This is a genomic window from Mesobacillus sp. ABV4_180, assembly GCF_056158485.1.
Window position 1 is genome coordinate 1,288,841 of the sequence record NZ_JBSWTJ010000001.1, and the last position, 18,565, is coordinate 1,307,405.

Annotated in this window: 20 protein-coding genes; 18 read left to right on the forward strand and 2 right to left on the reverse strand. The window is 43.5% G+C overall.

Annotated features, from left to right (window positions below; translation table 11 throughout):
• Nucleotides 1–9 precede the first annotated feature (9 nt).
• From ACXAEA_RS06415 to rarD, 6 genes are all read left to right on the forward strand, one after another.
• Nucleotides 10–1,155, forward strand: a complete 1,146-nt coding sequence (locus ACXAEA_RS06415) for a cysteine desulfurase family protein (RefSeq protein WP_475095082.1) — start codon at nt 10–12, stop codon at nt 1,153–1,155.
• Entirely contained in the window at nt 1,152–2,360 is a 1,209-nt protein-coding gene (gene thiI, locus ACXAEA_RS06420; RefSeq protein WP_475095083.1) for a tRNA uracil 4-sulfurtransferase ThiI, read from the forward strand. Before ACXAEA_RS06415 ends, thiI begins: the two co-directional genes overlap by 4 nt.
• Before the next feature lie 103 nt (nt 2,361–2,463).
• Nucleotides 2,464–2,667, forward strand: coding sequence for a small, acid-soluble spore protein, alpha/beta type (locus tag ACXAEA_RS06425; RefSeq protein ID WP_475095084.1), 204 nt, complete (start codon nt 2,464–2,466; stop codon nt 2,665–2,667).
• A gap of 206 nt (nt 2,668–2,873) precedes the next feature.
• A complete protein-coding gene (mbcS, locus tag ACXAEA_RS06430) occupies nt 2,874–4,454 on the forward strand; it encodes an acyl-CoA synthetase MbcS (protein ID WP_475095085.1) in 1,581 nt (526 codons plus the stop codon).
• 115 nt (nt 4,455–4,569) lie between these two features.
• Nucleotides 4,570–4,884: an iron-sulfur cluster biosynthesis family protein gene (locus tag ACXAEA_RS06435; protein ID WP_475095086.1), complete on the forward strand. Its 315-nt coding sequence runs from the start codon at nt 4,570–4,572 to the stop codon at nt 4,882–4,884.
• Between the two features lie 139 nt (nt 4,885–5,023).
• The gene (gene rarD, locus ACXAEA_RS06440) at nt 5,024–5,956 is read left to right on the forward strand and encodes an EamA family transporter RarD (RefSeq protein ID WP_475095087.1); all 933 of its coding nucleotides are present in this window, start codon (nt 5,024–5,026) and stop codon (nt 5,954–5,956) included.
• Nucleotides 5,957–5,999: 43 nt separating this feature from the next.
• Here rarD and ACXAEA_RS06445 read toward each other — a convergent pair whose 3' ends face one another.
• On the reverse strand, nt 6,000–6,800 hold the full coding sequence (locus tag ACXAEA_RS06445; RefSeq protein ID WP_475095088.1) for an NAD kinase: 801 nt from the start codon (nt 6,798–6,800) through the stop codon (nt 6,000–6,002).
• Nucleotides 6,801–6,944: 144 nt separating this feature from the next.
• Between ACXAEA_RS06445 and sppA the strand changes: the two genes are divergently transcribed.
• From sppA to ACXAEA_RS06495, 10 genes are all read left to right on the forward strand, one after another.
• The gene (sppA, locus tag ACXAEA_RS06450) at nt 6,945–7,955 is read left to right on the forward strand and encodes a signal peptide peptidase SppA (protein ID WP_475095089.1); all 1,011 of its coding nucleotides are present in this window, start codon (nt 6,945–6,947) and stop codon (nt 7,953–7,955) included.
• 201 nt (nt 7,956–8,156) lie between these two features.
• Entirely contained in the window at nt 8,157–8,603 is a 447-nt protein-coding gene (locus ACXAEA_RS06455) for an RDD family protein (protein ID WP_475098065.1), read from the forward strand.
• Nucleotides 8,604–8,677: 74 nt separating this feature from the next.
• Nucleotides 8,678–9,373 (forward strand): DUF2953 domain-containing protein, encoded by a 696-nt coding sequence (locus ACXAEA_RS06460; protein WP_475095090.1) that lies wholly within the window; start codon nt 8,678–8,680, stop codon nt 9,371–9,373.
• Nucleotides 9,374–9,388: 15 nt separating this feature from the next.
• Complete coding sequence (gene ytfJ / locus ACXAEA_RS06465; protein WP_475095091.1) at nt 9,389–9,898, forward strand: GerW family sporulation protein; 510 nt, start codon at nt 9,389–9,391, stop codon at nt 9,896–9,898.
• Between the two features lie 218 nt (nt 9,899–10,116).
• Nucleotides 10,117–10,617, forward strand: a complete 501-nt coding sequence (gene tpx, locus ACXAEA_RS06470; protein ID WP_475095092.1) for a thiol peroxidase — start codon at nt 10,117–10,119, stop codon at nt 10,615–10,617.
• A gap of 122 nt (nt 10,618–10,739) precedes the next feature.
• On the forward strand, nt 10,740–11,735 hold the full coding sequence (locus ACXAEA_RS06475) for a class I SAM-dependent methyltransferase (RefSeq protein ID WP_475095093.1): 996 nt from the start codon (nt 10,740–10,742) through the stop codon (nt 11,733–11,735).
• A gap of 262 nt (nt 11,736–11,997) precedes the next feature.
• Nucleotides 11,998–13,185: an acetate kinase gene (locus ACXAEA_RS06480; RefSeq protein WP_475095094.1), complete on the forward strand. Its 1,188-nt coding sequence runs from the start codon at nt 11,998–12,000 to the stop codon at nt 13,183–13,185.
• A gap of 99 nt (nt 13,186–13,284) precedes the next feature.
• Entirely contained in the window at nt 13,285–14,121 is an 837-nt protein-coding gene (locus tag ACXAEA_RS06485) for an EcsC family protein (RefSeq protein ID WP_475095095.1), read from the forward strand.
• 3 nt (nt 14,122–14,124) lie between these two features.
• The gene (locus ACXAEA_RS06490; protein WP_475098066.1) at nt 14,125–14,637 is read left to right on the forward strand and encodes a MogA/MoaB family molybdenum cofactor biosynthesis protein; all 513 of its coding nucleotides are present in this window, start codon (nt 14,125–14,127) and stop codon (nt 14,635–14,637) included.
• Between the two features lie 616 nt (nt 14,638–15,253).
• Nucleotides 15,254–15,418 (forward strand): hypothetical protein, encoded by a 165-nt coding sequence (locus tag ACXAEA_RS06495; RefSeq protein WP_475095096.1) that lies wholly within the window; start codon nt 15,254–15,256, stop codon nt 15,416–15,418.
• 37 nt (nt 15,419–15,455) lie between these two features.
• Here ACXAEA_RS06495 and ACXAEA_RS06500 read toward each other — a convergent pair whose 3' ends face one another.
• Nucleotides 15,456–15,773 carry a hypothetical protein gene (locus ACXAEA_RS06500; RefSeq protein ID WP_475095097.1) on the reverse strand — a complete coding sequence of 106 codons (318 nt, stop codon included), beginning with the start codon at nt 15,771–15,773 and terminating at the stop codon, nt 15,456–15,458.
• 211 nt (nt 15,774–15,984) lie between these two features.
• On the opposite strand from ACXAEA_RS06500, the gene ACXAEA_RS06505 reads away from it, so the two are divergent.
• A complete protein-coding gene (locus ACXAEA_RS06505) occupies nt 15,985–17,190 on the forward strand; it encodes an argininosuccinate synthase (protein WP_475095098.1) in 1,206 nt (401 codons plus the stop codon).
• Complete coding sequence (gene argH / locus ACXAEA_RS06510; RefSeq protein WP_475095099.1) at nt 17,187–18,557, forward strand: argininosuccinate lyase; 1,371 nt, start codon at nt 17,187–17,189, stop codon at nt 18,555–18,557. The genes ACXAEA_RS06505 and argH overlap by 4 nt, the downstream gene beginning before the upstream one ends.
• Nucleotides 18,558–18,565 lie beyond the last annotated feature (8 nt).

An 18,565-nucleotide genomic window follows, 5' to 3' on the forward strand; every position in this document is an offset into this window, starting at 1 on the left:
GGGACAATGATGATTTACTTAGACAACAGTGCCACAACAAAACCTTATAAAGAAGTTTTGGACTCATTCTTGAAGGTATCTGAGGATTTTTTCGGAAATCCATCCTCTCTTCATAAAATTGGCGGCCAGGCAGAGAAACTGCTGCAGCAGGCGCGCTCTCAGATTGCCAAGCTTCTGAATGTTAAAACGACAGAAATCCTTTTCACTTCCGGTGGGACTGAAAGCAATAATCTGGCGGTAAAAGGTGTAGCAATGGCCCATCGCGACAGAGGAAGGCATATCATTACTACAAACATTGAGCATGCATCCATCCATAATGCGATGGTGCAGCTTGAATCAATAGGATTTGAAGTTACATACGTCCAACCGGATGCTGATGGATTTGTAAGTGTCGAGAAAATCGAAAAGGAACTTCGCGATGATACAATCCTTGTGTCAGTCATCCATGTCAATAATGAGGTTGGCACCATTCAGCCTATAACAGAAATTGGTGCTATGCTGAAAAAGTATCCTAAAGCGTTTTTTCATGTGGATCATGTCCAGGGTGTCGGGAAGGTCCCAGTGGATTTTTATGGATCAGGAATCGATTTATGCACCATATCCGGCCATAAATTCCATGGCTTAAAGGGGACAGGAGCATTGTTCATTAAGGAAGGCGTTCTTATCTCCCCTTTATTTTCCGGCGGGAATCAGGAATGGAAACAGCGGAGCGGAACCGAGAATGTAGCGGGAATGGTCGCGATGTCGAAGGCGCTGAGAATGACTCTTGAACAAAGAAAAGAAAAATTGAATCAAATGGCAGCTGCGATGGAAAGATTAAGGGATGGAATTAGCCAAATCAAGGAAATTACCATTCACACTCCAATCGTAAATTCCGCACCACATATACTGAATTTTTCTTTACCAGGGCTGAAGGCTGAAACATTTGTTCATGCGCTGGAGGAAAAAGATATTTATGTATCAACTACTAGCGCCTGTTCTTCAAAAAAGAAGGCGGCCAGCAAGACTCTGATGGCAATGGGTGTACCTGTGGACGAGGCAGAGCGTGCAATAAGAATCAGCCTGTCTTACAGCAATACAGTGGAAGAAGCAGATCAGGCTGCTAGAGCAGTAGCAGCTGCAGTAAAACATTTAAGCGAGGTAGTAAAAAAATGATGTATGACCGCATATTGGTTCGATATGGAGAAATATCGACTAAAGGAAGAAACAGGAATAAATTCATTGATCGGTTAAGGAAAAATATCAAGAGGGCTCTAAGTGAATATCCAATGGCCGACATTCAGGCAGACAGAGACCGGATGTTCATCCTGCTGAATGGGGAAAACAGCAATGAGATTGGCGATAAGCTCAAAAATATATTTGGAATCCAGTCTTTCAGCCCTGCCGTAAAGGTCGAAAAAGATCTTGAAAGAATGAAGGATGCAGCTCTTGAACTTTTCCGGAAAATTCATAAGCCTGGACAAACTTTTAAAATTACCGCAAAGCGTTCAGATAAATCCTTCGAACTTGATACAAACGGAATCAATTCTGAATTCGGCGGCCATATCTTAAGAAACAACGATGGATTGAAGGTAGATGTTAGAAATCCAGATATTAATCTCCTGATTGAAATCAGGAAAGAAGCTGCCTATATTTCTGCTGAGACCATCATGGGTGCCGGTGGACTGCCTGCTGCATCTGGAGGCAAGGGAATGCTGATGCTATCAGGTGGGATTGACAGCCCGGTTGCTGGGTATCTATCAATGAAAAGAGGCCTTGAAGTAGAAGGAGTCCATTTCTTCAGCCCGCCATTTACAAGCGAACGTGCCAAGCAAAAGGTCATCGATCTCGCTGAAAAACTAGCCGAAGTGAACGGCCACTTTGCACTGCATATCGTACCTTTTACGGAGGTCCAGCAGGCAATCCATAAGCAGGTTCCGGAAAATTACACGATGACAACGACTAGAAGGCTAATGCTCCGCATTACAGACGCCATCAGGGAAAAGCAAGGCGGGCTGGCGATCATCACTGGTGAAAGCCTTGGACAGGTAGCGAGCCAGACACTTGAAAGCATGTATGCGATCAATGAGGTGACAAGCACGCCCATCATCAGGCCGTTGATTACGATGGATAAGCTTGAAATCATGAACATTGCCAATACAATCGATACTCATGACATTTCCATCAGGCCTTATGAGGATTGCTGTACGGTATTTGTACCTTCCTCCCCTAAAACAAAACCGCGTCTTGAAAAAGTCCAGAACTTTGAGAGCTTTTTTGATTTCGATGAATTGATCCAAAAGGCCGTCGAAGGAACCGAACGCATGGTAATTAAGCCGGCATCAGAACGAAAAGACGACCCTGTTGATGATTTATTTTAACGATGTCTTCATTTGTTAAAAATTTGTGAACAATTACCAATTTAAGTTTTGTATTAAGCCATGTGATTCTACACATTCTATACTCACAAGGAGGTGAAATCACATGGCAAACAACAGCTCAAATCAACTAGTAGTACCTGGTGTACAACAAGCTCTTGACCAAATGAAGTACGAAATCGCTACTGAATTTGGAGTTAGCCTTGGTGCAGAAACAACTTCTCGTGCTAACGGTTCTGTAGGAGGAGAAATCACTAAGCGTTTAGTTCAAATGGCTGAACAACAACTTGGTGGCGGATTCTCTCGCTAATTAAAAATTAATAACATGGCTACAAGGAGCGGGGCAAATGCCCTGCTTCTTTTATTATTTCAAAAAAATGTTATCGTATAATTTTAAATTTTTGAATAATTTTGTATAATAGGAATTGGGGATTCTAAAAGGGCTGTTTCTAGAAAAGTCCAGAAAAACATTTTCCGGCATCAGCCTGATCTAAAAACATTATTAGGGGGAAGAGTATGAACAGGGAACAATTGATTGCACCGCAAAAGTATAATCTTGTATCCGAAATGGAGCGCTACGCCCAGGAGCCGGAAAGAAAAGCAATCCTATGGGAAAATGAAGCAGGAAGCACAAAAGAAATTACATATCGTGAACTATTAAAAAATGCGAATAAAATTGGAAACGTTTTCTTGAACCATGGATTAAAACAGGGAGATGTTGTACTGATCGTTGTGCCAAGGCTTATTGAGGCGTATCAGGTATATATTGCGTCGCTGAAAATGGGACTGGTTGTCATTCCGAGTTCTGAAATGCTCAGAGCGAAAGATTTTCAATACAGAGTCACCCATGGTGATGTAAAAGCCATCATCAGCTATGCACCGTATACGGTTGAATTCACAGGGCTTGCAGAAGTAGAAGGACTGCCGAAGTTTGTTATTGGTGAAGAAAAAGAAGGCTGGATCCACCTCGATAAAGAAATGGAGTCAGCTTCGGAAGATCTTCAGGCGGCAAATACCGAGCGGGATGACATGGCATTTTTAAGCTATACGTCCGGCACGACTGGGAATCCAAAAGGAGTTGTCCATACTCATGGATGGGCATACGCACATCTTCGCACAGCAGCGACAAATTGGCTTGGGATTGAAGAGGGAGATACTGTATGGGCTACAGCAGGCCCAGGATGGCAAAAGTGGATCTGGAGCCCATTCTTATCCGTTTTGGGTACCGGAGCAACAGGGCTGGTCTACCAGGGGAAATTTGAACCTCAGCAATACCTGTCACTTTTACAAAAATATAATGTCAATGTTCTTTGCTGCACACCAACTGAATACCGTTTGATGGCTAAGGTCGAAAACCTGAGCGACTATAATCTTCCGGGACTCCACAGTGCGGTTTCAGCAGGGGAACCTCTTAACCGCGAAGTAATCGAGACCTTCAAGAAACATTTCGATGTTGAGGTCCGTGATGGCTATGGCCAGACGGAAAATACCTTGCTTGTCGGAGTATCAAAGGGCATGGAATTAAGACCTGGTTCAATGGGCAAGCCAACACCTGGAAACCGGGTTGAAATCATCAACGAGAACGGCGAACCTTGTGCCCCTGGTGAAGTCGGCGACATCGCTGTCCATGTTGAGACACCGGCATTGTTCAAAAACTATTATAAGGATCCAGAGCGTACTGCAATGCAGTTCCGTGGTGATTATTACGTCACAGGCGACAAAGCGAGCAAGGATGAGGAAGGCTATTTCTGGTTCGAAGGGCGCGGCGATGATATCATCATCAGTTCAGGTTACACAATCGGTCCTTTCGAAGTAGAGGATGCTCTTGTTAAACATCCATATGTAAAGGAATGTGCTGTAGTTGCATCACCGGATGAAATCCGGGGACATATCGTCAAAGCATTTGTTGTCCTGCGTGACGGTGTCACACCTGAAAAGGAAAACCTTGTTGCAGAGCTGCAGCAGCACGTTAAGGATTTGACTGCGCCATACAAATACCCGCGCAAAATCGAATTCCTGGATGAACTGCCAAAAACCACTTCTGGAAAAATCCGCAGAGTCGAGTTAAGAAAGAAAGAACTTGAGGGAGCAAGATAATATTACGAAAGAAAAGCAGACTGATTCCGGTCTGCTTTTCTTTTGGAAGGAATGGTATATCCAAGAGTGTAGTTGAGGAACTTGGGTATATATAAACCAGAAAGGGTGATTATGTTTGGAAATCGAAATAAGAGATGCTGCGCTGGAAGAATTGAAAAAGGTCCAATTCAACAAAGGCGAAGGCATACGAATATTAGCTGAGTTTGTAGGAACTTGCTCAATCGCTACAGATATTCAACTCCACATTGAAGAAAAGCAGGCAGAGGATGAGGTCATTTCGGAGGAAGGGATAAATTTCTTTGTGCCCAAAAAATCATTAGAATCCCTTCCCAGTAAAATATTTTTAGATTTCAAATCTGGGTTTGGATATAAAATTTCATCTGCTGAAGAGACATTCGGATACAACTTTAAACTCAATCCAAAAAAATAACCCAATATGGGTTATTTTTTTTGAAATTTACGGCTAACACATTTGTCTTTTATTGGTTTCAAAAAAAGATTGTCAGTGCCGGACTTCGCCCTTATAATAATATTATTTCGAGTCTAGAAAGATTAGGGGTGCGAATCGGATGAAAAGGACCGAACAGCAGGCTGGAGTCTTGTATGCAGCTTTTTCTTATATCATATGGGGTGTTCTCCCAATCTATTGGAAGTTGCTCCATCATGTGAATGCAGATGAAATACTGGCCAACAGGGTATTCTGGTCATTTTTCTTCGTCGCCATTGTACTGGCATTCAATAAGAAATGGAATCTATTCACAGTGACGTTTCGAGGTCTTGCGAAAAATAAAAAGCAATTAGGGGCGCTCGTCATAGCCTCATTGCTCATCAGCATCAACTGGTTCATCTATATTTGGGCAGTCAATACTGACCAGATGATTCAGGCAAGTCTTGGCTACTATATCAACCCTCTCGTCAGTGTTCTTCTGGGAATGGTTTTCCTGAAGGAAAGACTGACAGTTCTGCAATACACATCCTTTGCGCTTGCCGCAATTGGTGTATTGATCATGACCATTTCGTATGGACAATTTCCATGGATTGCTCTGTCGCTGGCAATCTCATTCGGGCTGTATGGACTTGCCAAGAAGTTGATTAAAGTTGATTCTGCTGTAGGTCTTGCGCTTGAAACATTGGTTGTCATGCCTCTCGCAGGAATCTACATTGGCTACTTAATTGCCCAGGGATCCAACGAGCTCTTTGCGGGTTCATGGACAACTAGCTTTCTGCTGGCTGGCGCTGGTGCAGCTACTGCTGTTCCTTTATTGTTTTTTGCCAAGGGTGCGCAAAGGATTCCGCTCGCTACACTTGGAATCCTCCAATATATCGCTCCAACCTTGACTTTGATTCTTGGAGTCTTCGTTTACCAGGAAACTTTCTCAACTGTCCATCTCCTTGCCTTTACCTTTATCTGGTCAGCATTAATCTTGTATTCCCTATCAAGGACCAGGATGGCGGCAGCATTGACAGTCAAGTGGAAAAAAGAAAAAGGTATGCATATGTAAAACGAGCTGCGGATCAATCCGCAGCTCGTTTTTGCCTGTTGGCTTATAAAAATGTCCTCTTTACTTTTTCCCAGAAGGAGTTGTCTTTGAGTTTGACAGTTTTGATGATTTTGTTGCTCAGTTTCACATCGAATTTATCTACATGCTGGATGCTGAGGGCTTCATTGTCCATTCCCATGATTGGATAATCGTTGCCGTCCTGGGCAACCTTGAATGTAAGCTTTCGGTCACCGCTCAGGATGAAAGAGGAACCGAGTGTCCGATAGTGGTTATTGTTTACTGAAGCAAGCTCGCTAACCTGCATACATGGAAGCAGTGGATCAACAACAGCTCCGTTGACGGACTTGTTATAGGCGGTGCTGCCAGTAGGCGTCGCGACGATCATGCCGTCTCCGCGAATCGTTTCAAAATGGATATCATCAATAAATACATCCATTACAAAAGCCTTGATGATGCCCGAGCGGACGCTGAACTCATTCAGGCAGGTAAACGCAGTTTCCTCATCGATTGTGACCTCAATTGTAGGATAGCGTCTGACTTCGATCTGTGATGTCGTGATTGCTTCAATCATTTTATCAGTATCTTGAACATGGAAGTCACAATACATATTCAATGAACCGGTCGTTGAAATTCCGGCATACAGGCAATCATCACGAAATCCTGTTTTCCTTACAGCTTGCAAGAATGTCCCGTCATCGCCTACGCTGACGATGATATTGGCGATACGAAAGTCAGTGACAATATTGAAATCGTAGCGGCGGGCAAGCTCATAAAGAGGCTCAACTTTTTCCAACATGCTTGAGTCTGGTTTATGGTAAAAATAAATATTGCGGCGATCTGGCATGATTGATTCCTCCAAACATTATGTATTTCTTCCATATTTTTACCCACTTTTGAAAACTTTTGCTAAAATAAATGTTATTGACATTAGTTTAGCATTTTTTCATAACTTTTTGAAAGTACAAGGAATTTATAAGGGGGCTTAGAGATGAATGGAAAAAGATGGGCGGCACTTGGTATTGCCGTCGGGTTATTTGTTGCTTCAACGGTCATCAATCTCCTTTCAACCGTCGCGTTCAGTGATGCGGAAAATGCGTTCACAGATATGTTTGCTGTGTCGGAAGAAATGTTTGCAGAGGAGATTATTGAAGAGGGTGACATGCTGAGCAAAATCGCAGTATTATCAATTGATGGTGTCATCCAGGATACAGGAGATGCGGAATCATTCTTTGAAAGTCCGCTCTATAATCATAAGGCATTCATGGAACAGCTTGATTATGTAAAAGAAGATGGAGATGTAAAAGCGATCATTCTCCGCGTGAATTCCCCAGGCGGAGGGGTTGTGGAAAGTGCGGAAATCCATGACAAGATCAAGGAAATCCAAAAGGAAACGAAAAAACCAATCTATGTTTCGATGGGATCAATGGCAGCATCCGGGGGATATTATGTTTCTGCCCCTGCAGATAAAATCTTTGCAAGCCCTGAAACGCTGACAGGATCTCTTGGCGTCATCATGCAGGGAATTAATTATGCCGGCCTTGCTGAGAAGTACGGAGTGGAATTCACAACGATCAAGAGTGGACCATACAAGGATATCATGAGCCCAACAAGAGCGATGACAGAAGAGGAGCGCGACATCCTGCAATCGATGATCGATAACTCTTATGAGGGATTCGTCAAGGTCATTTCGGAAGGGCGAGGAATGTCTGTTGAACAGGTCAAGAAAATTGCAGATGGCCGGATTTATGATGGACGCCAGGCGAAGCAGCTAAAATTAATCGACGGATTTGGTTATCTTGAAGATGTCATCGAGAAGGTAAGGAAGGATGAAAAACTCGGCGATGCTACTGTCGTGAAGTACACAGAAAGCATGAGCTTCGGGTCGCTCTTTAGCATGGGAGCACAAAAAATCATCGGAAAAGACGCAGAAATGGCAGGCATGATGAAGCTGCTGTCCCAACCCAATTCTCCGCGCCTCATGTATTTATATGCGGAATAAGGGGGGACAAAGATGAATTCAAACGAATATGAAAAAGATGAACTCAAGCCTGATCCGAATGATGTGTTAAACGAGGAATCCAGGGCTGCTTCTGAGCCAATAAATCACCAGCTTGAGCCACAGGCAGGAGAACCAGCACTTAAAGAAGAGTACGTAGTGTCTTCCAAACAGTTACCGGAAGAAAACCATCATGATGATAGGCTGAATGGGGATATCGCATATGATCGATTCAGTGGTCTCTATGCTGGATTCTGGACTCGGTTTTGGGCGTATTTGCTGGATTTAATTGTAATTGGGAGCATCAACAGGATGATCATTAATCCGATTTTCCGGGCATTGGATGTACCATTAGTGGAGAATGGGATCTTATCTCCAATCGGGATCGCTACGGCTATCGTTTTCTACTTATATTTTGTCCTGATGACGAAATTCTACGGACAGACACTTGGTAAAATGGTCTTTGGATTAAAAGTGGTAGAACTTGATGGCAGGCGCCTTTCTTGGGGGACGGTCATTTTCCGTGAATGGATCGGCCGTTTCATATCAGCGACAATCATGGTTTTGTATGTGGTTGTTGCCTTCACCAAGAAGAAACAGGCTCTGCATGATTTGTTTGCCGATACAACTGTCATATATGAACCTCGATGAATTTGAACCTGCTTCGGCAGGTTTATTTTTTTGGATTTTGTTGATAATAATAGGCTGAAAGGGTGTGGAGAATAATGAAATGGGTGCTGCTGACCATACTGCTTCTCACCGTATTGGCCATTATAATCCTTATAACGAAAGTGAAGATTTTTTTAGATTATTTCCACGGGAATGATAATGATCACTTAAAAGTGACCGTAAAAGCATGGGGTGGGCTAATTACCTATAAGGTCGATGTCCCGGTTATTAAAATCGATGATAATTCACCCACCATTATTGCTGAACAAAAAGTCAAAACAGGTCCTAATGAAAATCTAAAAAGTGAAAAGGTGATACAGGAGGATAAGGATGACATCATAAATAGTATTAATGATTTTAAGCAATTGGTCGTTCATGTCGTCGGCCTCCATAAGATCATCAAAGAGTTTCTAAGCAAAGTAGTGATCCAGAATATTGAATGGCACACGATGGTTGGCGTAGGAGATGCGGCCGCAACAGGAGTAATCACGGGTGCTTTTTGGGCTGTGAAAGGCGGTATGATTGGTGTCCTCAGCCATTATATGAAACTGAAAGAGATGCCGGTCATGTCGATTACACCGAGCTTTCAGCATGCCGTATCAATGACTAGCTTTAAATGTATGATTCAAGTCAGAGTCGGGCATGCTATTTTAGCAGGAATAAAGCTGGTTAAATATTGGAAAGGCGGATGGCCGGATTTTAAATCAAAGCCTCTATCCGCTCTTTCTGGTGATAAAACTAATACCGTTTAAAAGGAGGAAGCAGGAATGTCCGACCATCCAATTCAAGGACTTATGACTACTGCCATGGAAAGTTTGAAAGAAATGATTGATGTTAATACAATCATTGGGGACCCTGTAGAAACACCGGATGGAAGTGTAATCCTGACAGTTTCGAAGGTAGGTTTTGGTTTTGCGGCTGGTGGAAGTGAATTTGTTTTGGAAAGCTCAAAGGGAGGCTCCGGCGGTTCCGGAGGTTCAGAAGGCAAGTCTGGAGGAGGAGCACAGCATCCTTTTGGAGGAGGCAGCGGTGGAGGAGTTTCGATCACACCAATCGCCTTTTTGATTGTAAGTTCAAAAGGTGTAAAAATGCTCCATCTTGACGAAAGCACACATTTGTATGAGAAAATTCTTGACCTGGCACCGCAGGCAGTGGAAAAAATTCAGCAAATGATGTCCAAGAAAGACCAGAACAGCCAGGATAGCAGCCAGAATCAGCAAAACCAATCCAATAATCAATCTGCTTACAACGGACCGAAAACAGATCTTGATATTTAAATGCAATGCTGCCCTCCTGGTTTGGAGAGGCAGCATTCCTTTGTGAACATATTTTAGAGGATTTCTGGAAGGTTGAAAGTCACCTGAAAGACCCTTGCAGATTTATTCAGATTCAAAGTTAGAAAGGTAGTAAATGAGCTTCGTAAAATAATTGCAAAAATATTTTTAAAAAGATATATTAACACTGTACATAAATTGGACAAGGAGGATGAGCAGGTATGGCATCTGTTACATTTAAGGGGAACCCAGTTACATTGTTAGGAAATGAAGTAAAGGTTGGAGACCAGGCACCTGATTTTAAAGTGCTTGCAAATGACATGTCTGAAGTGACACTTCAGAATACGAAAGGTCAAGTTAGACTGATCAGCGCAGTTCCTTCTCTTGACACAGGAGTTTGTGATGCAGAAACTCGCCGTTTTAACGAGGAAGCTGTTAAACTTGATAATGTTAAGGTATTGACAGTGAGCGTTGACCTGCCATTTGCACAGAAGCGCTGGTGCGGTGCAGCCGGTATTGAAAATGTCCAAACGCTTTCTGACCACCGTGAGCTTTCATTCGGAGAGGCATACGGAGTGGCGATTCAAGAACTTCGCCTTCTGGCTCGTGCCGTATTCGTAGTTGATTCAAATGACAAAGTAACATATGTACAATATGTGAGTGAAGTGACTGATCATCCAGATTATGAAGCAGCAGTAGAAGCTGCAAAACAAGCTAGATAAGAGCATCCATGGACAAGCCGCAGAAATTTCTGCGGCTTGTTTTCTGGCCAAATCATAAGCCTTGTAGTTAAGTGGAAACATGGCTAAAATAGATGGATACTATCGAATCGGGAGGAAGAAAAGTGAGTATCACTCCGGTAGAACAACTTTTTACCGCTTTTAATACAACGGCGGACCTATTAAAAGAAGAACTTTCATGTACATATTTAGAGGCACTGGCTGAAACTGGGGAAAATATGTTCCAGGGAACGGTCCTTCAGGACGAAATGAATGAAATGGCTAAGAAGAGGCTTGAGAAAGTCTATAAGGAAATCAATCTGGATGCTTTCAGCAAGGAAGAAATCCGCAAAGGCTTCCAGCTGGCGATTCTGAAGGGGATGAAGGAGCATGTACAGCCCAACCATCAGATGACACCTGATTCTGTCGGCATGTTCATTGGCTACCTGGTCAACAAGTTTATCGATAAGAAGTCATTCAGGCTGTTTGACCCTGCTGTCGGGACCGGAAACCTCCTCTCGACCGTGCTGAACCAGCAGACAGGCAAGGAAATCGATTCCATCGGTGTCGATATCGATGATTTGCTCATCCGGCTTGCCTTCGCGAATGCGAACCTTCAGAAGCATCCTGTTGAATTCTTTAACCAGGACAGCCTTGAACCGCTTTTTGTTGATCCCTCGGATGCTGTTATATGCGACCTTCCAGTCGGTTATTATCCAAATGACCTGAGGGCAGAGGATTATGAGGTAAAAGCAAAGGAAGGGCACACCTATTCTCACCATATGTTCATCGAACAAAGTACGAAGCATGTAAAAGAGGGCGGATACTTGTTCTTTATGATTCCTAATGGTTTATTTGAAAGCGAACAAGCTCCTCTGCTGCATGAGTTTATCAAAAATCATCTCATCGTGCAGGGAGTATTACAGCTGCCGGCTTCCTTGTTCAAAAATAAGCAAGCTGCCAAAAGCATCTTGATCCTTCAAAAGAAAGGTGAAGATGTAAAAGCACCTAAACAGGCCTTGCTGGCCGAACTTCCAAAGCTATCTGACGGACCTGCAGTGAACCGGATGCTCAATAAAATCGACCAATGGTTTGCTGAAAATAAAAGAATAGAGAAATAATAAGAGGTGGAACCGGATTCATTTTTCTGGTTCTTTTTTCTTTGATCCGGGTAAAAACAACATGGCAGTATTTTTTTCTAATCATTAGAAGTATCTGAATAAAAACTCATTTCCTGTTTGGAAAAGCTTTGCTTGAAATGTGAAAAAGACAGTGTTTAAATGGAACATTGAGAGATATAATTTCGGCCTGTAGCACACAATAAAGGTGTACTATTTCACTGTATATTTAATCAGGTTGTTATATAAAAGGAGCGGTACAAAAATGGCTAAAATCATTGCAATCAATGCCGGCAGTTCATCACTAAAGTTTCAGTTATTCGAAATGCCGAGCGAGGAAGTCATCACAAAAGGGATTGTAGAAAGAATCGGTCTTAAGGATTCAATCTTCACAATCTCTGTAAATGGTGAAAAGAACAAGGAAGTTACGGATATCCCAGACCATTCAGTTGCGGTAAAAATCCTTCTAGATAAGCTGACATCATTGGGAATCATCCAATCTCTTGATGAAATCGAAGGAATTGGCCATCGTGTCGTTCACGGCGGAGAAGAATTCAGCGATTCTGTCCTGATCACAGAAGAAGTCCTCCAGAAAATCGAGGAGCTTTCAGAGCTTGCGCCATTGCACAACCCAGCTAATTTGACTGGAATCCGTGCATTCCAGCAGGTGCTTCCAGCAGTACCGGCTATTGCGGTATTTGACACAGCATTCCACCAGACAATGCCTGAAAACTCATTCCTGTACAGCCTTCCATATAACTACTATAAAGAATTTGGTATCCGTAAATATGGCTTCCATGGCACATCACACAAGTATGTTTCCCAGCGTGCAGCTGAAATGCTTGGACGCCCTGTTGAGCATCTTCGCCTTATTTCCTGCCACCTTGGAAATGGCGCTAGTATCGCTGCGATCGAAGGCGGTAAGTCAATCGATACATCCATGGGATTCACTCCACTTGCTGGTGTGACAATGGGTACTCGTTCTGGTAATATCGATCCAGCTTTGATTCCATACATCATGGAAAAAACACATAAAAACGCTGACGAAGTACTCGATGTGTTAAACAAGGAAAGCGGCATGCTAGGTGTATCTGGATTCTCCAGCGATCTTCGTGATATCGAAGACGAAGCAGAAAAAGGAAACGAGCGTGCTGAGCTGGCGTTGAAGGTATTCGCAGACAGAATCCATAAATACATTGGTTCATACGCAGCCCGCATGTGCGGTGTTGATGCGATCATTTTCACTGCTGGTATCGGTGAAAACAGTTCTGCAATCCGTGCACGCGTACTGCAAGGACTTGAGTTCATGGGCATCTACTGGGATCCTGCATTGAATAAAGTACGCGGTGAAGAAGCATTCATCAGCTATCCGCATTCACCAGTAAAAGTAATGGTCATCCCGACAGACGAAGAAGTCATGATCGCGCGCGATGTTGTGCGTTTGGCGAAATAAATAATGTTTCAGGCAGAAGCGGTGGCGCTTCTGCCTTTTTTATGCAGGAAGATAATTTGTGCTATACTGGAAGAAAATTCACATGCTGGGGGTTTATCAATGCCTTTATCAGAACGGGAACAAAAAGTGCTGGAGGAATTAAATCTTTGGGAAAATAAGCTGTATGACTATCAGCCGAATGATTTTGAACTGGCATATGACCGATACCTTGAGCGATCCTTTTCACTTTTGCCTGAGGAAGTGCAGGAACGTTTTTTTACCTTGTTTGATTCCTGGCTGTTCCATCTTCATTCTTTGATTCAAGGGTCACAGCTTCAGATGGACGCGAAGGAACGGATTCTTGCAGCAGGCAGGGTATTCCAGCCTGAGCTATTGACTGTCCAGGATTTAAGAGAGCTGCCGATTGAACAGCTGGAATATATCGCAGGACAGCAAATCGCCCGTCACAGGCTCTACTCTTTAGTCCAGGGAGGTATGTCAGGCAGCGGCGGAAATCTCGTGTTAGGGGCAGATATGCCCGCAATGGCCGTCATAAATCTGAGAATCGTCCAGCTGGTGGCAATGAACTATGGATTTGAAGTGAACACACCATTCGAGATGATGATTGCATTAAAGGTCTTCCATACTGCTACAATGCCTTCGAGAATGCAGAGTGCAGGGTGGGAAGAGCTGAAAAATGACATTGAACAGGCTGATGACTTTTATTTTTATCAAGGAAACGAAGACCTGACAGATATTACATGGCTTGAGCAGCCTATTAAACAAATCTTCAAAGGAATGGCGATTCTGTTATTCCGCAAAAAGCATATACAAGGTATGCCTGTAATCAGCATAGCGATCGGGGCAGGGGCAAACTATCAATTGACCCGCAGAGTAACAGAATTCGCCCATAAATTTTACCAGATGAGATATTTCAAAGAAAAAGGGGAACTGTAGTTGATGAGCACACAGGAACATAAGCAGGCTGCGCCAAGCCAGGTGCGCTGCAAGGTGATTACTGTCAGTGATACCAGAACGGCAGATACAGATAAGAGCGGCAAGCTGATGATGGATATGCTCGAAGCCGCCGGACATAAGATTGTCGATTATGTGATTGTCAAAGATGAGGCAGAACCTATTAAAGCAGAAGTCCGGAAAGGCTGCAGCAATCCTGAGGTCGATGTAGTCCTCACTAACGGCGGAACCGGAATCGCCAAGAGGGACGTCACAATTGAAACGGTCCAGGGGCTATTTGAAAAAGAAATTTCGGGATTCGGCGAAATTTTTCGCATGCTGAGCTACCAGGAGGATATCGGTTCAGCAGCAATATTGTCTCGCGCAGCTGCCGGTGTCGTAAATGACCGCGCTGTATTCTCAACACCAGGCTCGACAGGAGCAGTCCGCCTGGCGATGGAAAAGCTGATCATCCCTGAAATCGGGCATGTAGTAAGGGAACTGACGAAGGATTTGTAATTCAATCGGACTGAGGATGAAATCTTAACGGGTTTCATCTTTTTTTTTTGTAAGGCTCTGTTATTGCCCAATGTTGATTTTTATTACCTGTTGATTGTAGTGGAAGGCGCGAAGACTCCTGCGGGATGAGCAAGTCATGGGAGACCCCGCAGACGCGTAAAGCGTCGAGGAGGCTCCCAGACTGCCCGCGGAAAGCGAAGCGCGTGGAACGAAAATCAACAGTCAAATTTAACAGAGCCTTTTGTAAAGAAATAGAGGTCATCAATGGATTTTTGTGGAAATTAAATGCTGTTGAGGAATTACTTTATTGCTTTGTCCAAAACAGGGTGGCGGGATGCAAAATGGTAAAAGCAGAAGGCCTGCATTGCCCGAAAATGGCTGGCATGATGCTAAACGGTAAAAGCAGAAGACCTGCATTGCCCTTAAAATGGTGTCAGGTTGGAAAACGGTAAAAGCAGAGGTCATGCATTGCCCGAAAAAGAGTGGAGCTATGAAAAACGGTAAAAGCAGAAGTCATTCATTGAGGATGAAATCCTAAAATTTTGCGCCCTTAATCCTAAATATTGTTCGTCTAAGGTTACATAATTTTCGTTAAATCCCAGAAGGAGGGGTAATCTTGAGACTAATCATCGGAATTATATTTATCCTGATTGGCAGCATATTAATTGGTTCCACTATCAATGAGTTGAATTACATAGGAAATGGTGTAATTAAAATGTTTGGGGCCATTTTTCTTGTTGTGGGAATTATTATTGGCAGGAAGTTCAGATACAAAAAATAGCCTGGAGTGGCTCCAGGCTATTTTTTTATGCGATCAACTATTGATGCATCTTATCTGATGAAATGTCCTGGTGGGTGCGGTACCAGAGCCAGAGGTCGTTGATAATGGATGCAAGCTCTGCGATTTCACTGTTCAATTCACAAGAGCGAATGAAGTTGCTCTCATCTGAAAGTTGAGCTTGTTTTATATTGATCGTTCTTTCCAGCTCTCCGATACGGTCTGGAATGCTTCCGCGAATTTTTTCCCAGTGGAGCAGGATGGCGTGCTTTGTATCAATGTCATAATCATCCCAGTTTTCTTTTAGCGAAGGCAGGGGAATGCCCAGTCGGCTGTTAAAAAGAAAATATTGTTCCATATCTGATAAGCCCCCATTCCGATAATCACTGCTTACATTCTACTATACTTTTAAATCCTCTTCCATACTAGTCTGGCCACCCCAGCTTTCCATACTTCATAAAAAAAGTAATTTTAGTCTTGAAAAATTCCAGAAAACCTGTTAATTTTATAAACATGAATAAAAATTAAATTTGATGAATAAATATTCGAAAATGAAAAGGAGCTTAAAAATGACTCAAAATAAAGTGGTTCTCGCCTATTCAGGCGGTCTCGATACTTCTGTTGCAATCAAATGGCTGAAAGACCAAGGATATGCAGTTATTGCATGCTGCCTTGATGTGGGAGAGGGAAAGGATCTTCAGTTTATTAAAGAAAAAGCGCTCAAAATTGGTGCGATCCAGTCTTATGTGCTGGATGTGAAAGAAGAATTCGCCAATGATTATGCATTATTTGCATTGCAGGCACATGCATTATACGAAGGGAAGTACCCATTAGTATCCGCACTTTCCCGTCCTTTAATTTCTAAGAAACTAGTAGAAATTGCAGAAATGGAAGGTGCAGTAGCGGTAGCACACGGATGCACCGGGAAAGGAAACGACCAGGTGCGCTTTGAAGTATCGATCAAAGCATTGAACCCTGATCTAAAGGTAATTGCTCCAGTCCGCGACTGGAAATGGTCGCGCGAGGAAGAAATCGCTTATGCGGCAAATAACGGCATCCCGATTCCAATCAATCTTGACAGCCCGTTCTCAATCGACCAGAACCTTTGGGGAAGAAGCAATGAATGCGGCATTCTCGAGGATCCATGGCAGGCACCGCCGGTTGAAGCGTATGAATTGACGGCTGAGCTGGAAGACACGCCTGATACGCCAGATGTGATCGAAATTGAATTTGTCGAAGGTGTACCAACAGCGATTGATGGGAAAGTATATCCACTTTCAGAATTAATCCTGGAGCTGAACTTGATTGCGGGTAAGCATGGGGTCGGAAGAATCGATCATGTAGAGAACCGACTTGTCGGCATCAAGTCTCGCGAAGTGTACGAAGCTCCAGCGGCGATGACATTGATCAAAGCGCATAAGGAACTTGAGGACATCACTCTTGTAAAAGAAGTTGCCCATTTCAAACCAGTGATTGAGAAAAAGATGACAGAATTGATTTATGAAGGCCTATGGTTCTCGCCACTTCAGGAGGCACTGGCCGCCTTCTTAAAATCAACCCAGAAGCACGTCACCGGTACAGTGCGTGTTAAATTATTCAAAGGGCATGCGATCATCGAAGGCAGAAAATCTCCATATTCACTATACAATGAAAAATTGGCTACTTATACTGCAGATGATGAGTTTGACCATAGCGCAGCTGTTGGATTCATCAACCTTTGGGGTCTTCCTACAGTTGTTCACAGCATGGTCCAGGGCAAGAAGGTGACAGTGTGAAGAAACTATGGGGCGGAAGATTCACCGGATCCGCAGAGGAGTGGGTTGATGAGTTCGGAGCATCAATCGGCTTTGACCAGGAATTAGCGAAGCAGGACATTGAGGGGAGCATTGCTCATGCCACGATGCTTGCGAAGTGTGGAATCATCACAGAGTCCGAGGCGGACAGCATCATTCAAGGATTAAAGGATCTCGAACTCAAGGCCAGTGAAGGTGAACTTGAATACTCAGCCAAGCTGGAGGATATTCATCTGAACATTGAGCATCACCTGACCGAATTGATCGGTCCGACTGGAGGGAAACTCCATACCGCCAGAAGCAGGAATGACCAGGTTGCAACAGATATGCACCTTTACCTTAAAGAGCAAGTTGCCGAAATCATCGAGTTGATTTCGGAATTCCAAAATAAATTGATCCAACAGGCGGAACAAAATATTGAAACTCTAATGCCAGGATATACACATTTGCAGAGGGCACAGCCGATTTCTTTTGCCCATCATCTGATGGCCTATTACTGGATGCTCGACCGCGATAAACAGCGATATGCTGACAGTCTGAAAAGAATCAATCTATCCCCCCTTGGAGCAGGTGCGCTTGCCGGGACAACTTTCCCGATTGACCGCCATTTAACTGCCGAGCTCCTTGGCTTCGAAGGAATATATGAAAACAGTCTTGATGCTGTCAGCGATCGTGATTTTATCCTCGAGTTCCTCTCAGGCAGCTCTATCTTAATGATGCATCTGTCACGGCTTTGCGAGGAGATCATCCTCTGGTCGAGTCAGGAGTTCCAGTTCATTGAACTTTCAGATGCTTTTACTACTGGAAGCAGCATCATGCCGCAGAAGAAAAACCCGGATATGGCTGAACTCATCCGCGGTAAAACCGGACGTGTATACGGAAGCTTGATGGGATTGCTGACGGTATTGAAGGGACTGCCTCTGGCATACAACAAAGATATGCAAGAAGATAAGGAAGGAATGTTTGATACTGTCAAGACCGTAAAGGGGTCGCTGAAGATTTTTGCAGGAATGGTCAGCACAATGAATGTGAAAAAAGAGCAGATGGAAGGCTCGGTCAAGAGCGATTTTTCCAATGCGACAGAACTGGCTGATTACCTTGCAGCGAAGGGGTTGCCATTCCGTGAAGCGCATGAGATTGTCGGCAAGCTTGTCCTTGACTGCATTCAAAAAGGCTGCTATCTTGCAGACCTCTCTCTGGATGTTTATCAATCAATGAATCCTTTATTTGAAGAAGATATTTATGAAGCGTTAAATCCGTATAATGCAGTGGAAAGAAGGAAGAGTGCAGGAGGGACCGGTTTCTCACAGGTAAAAGTCCAAATTGAAAAGGCAAAAGAATCTGTTTAACCGGAACA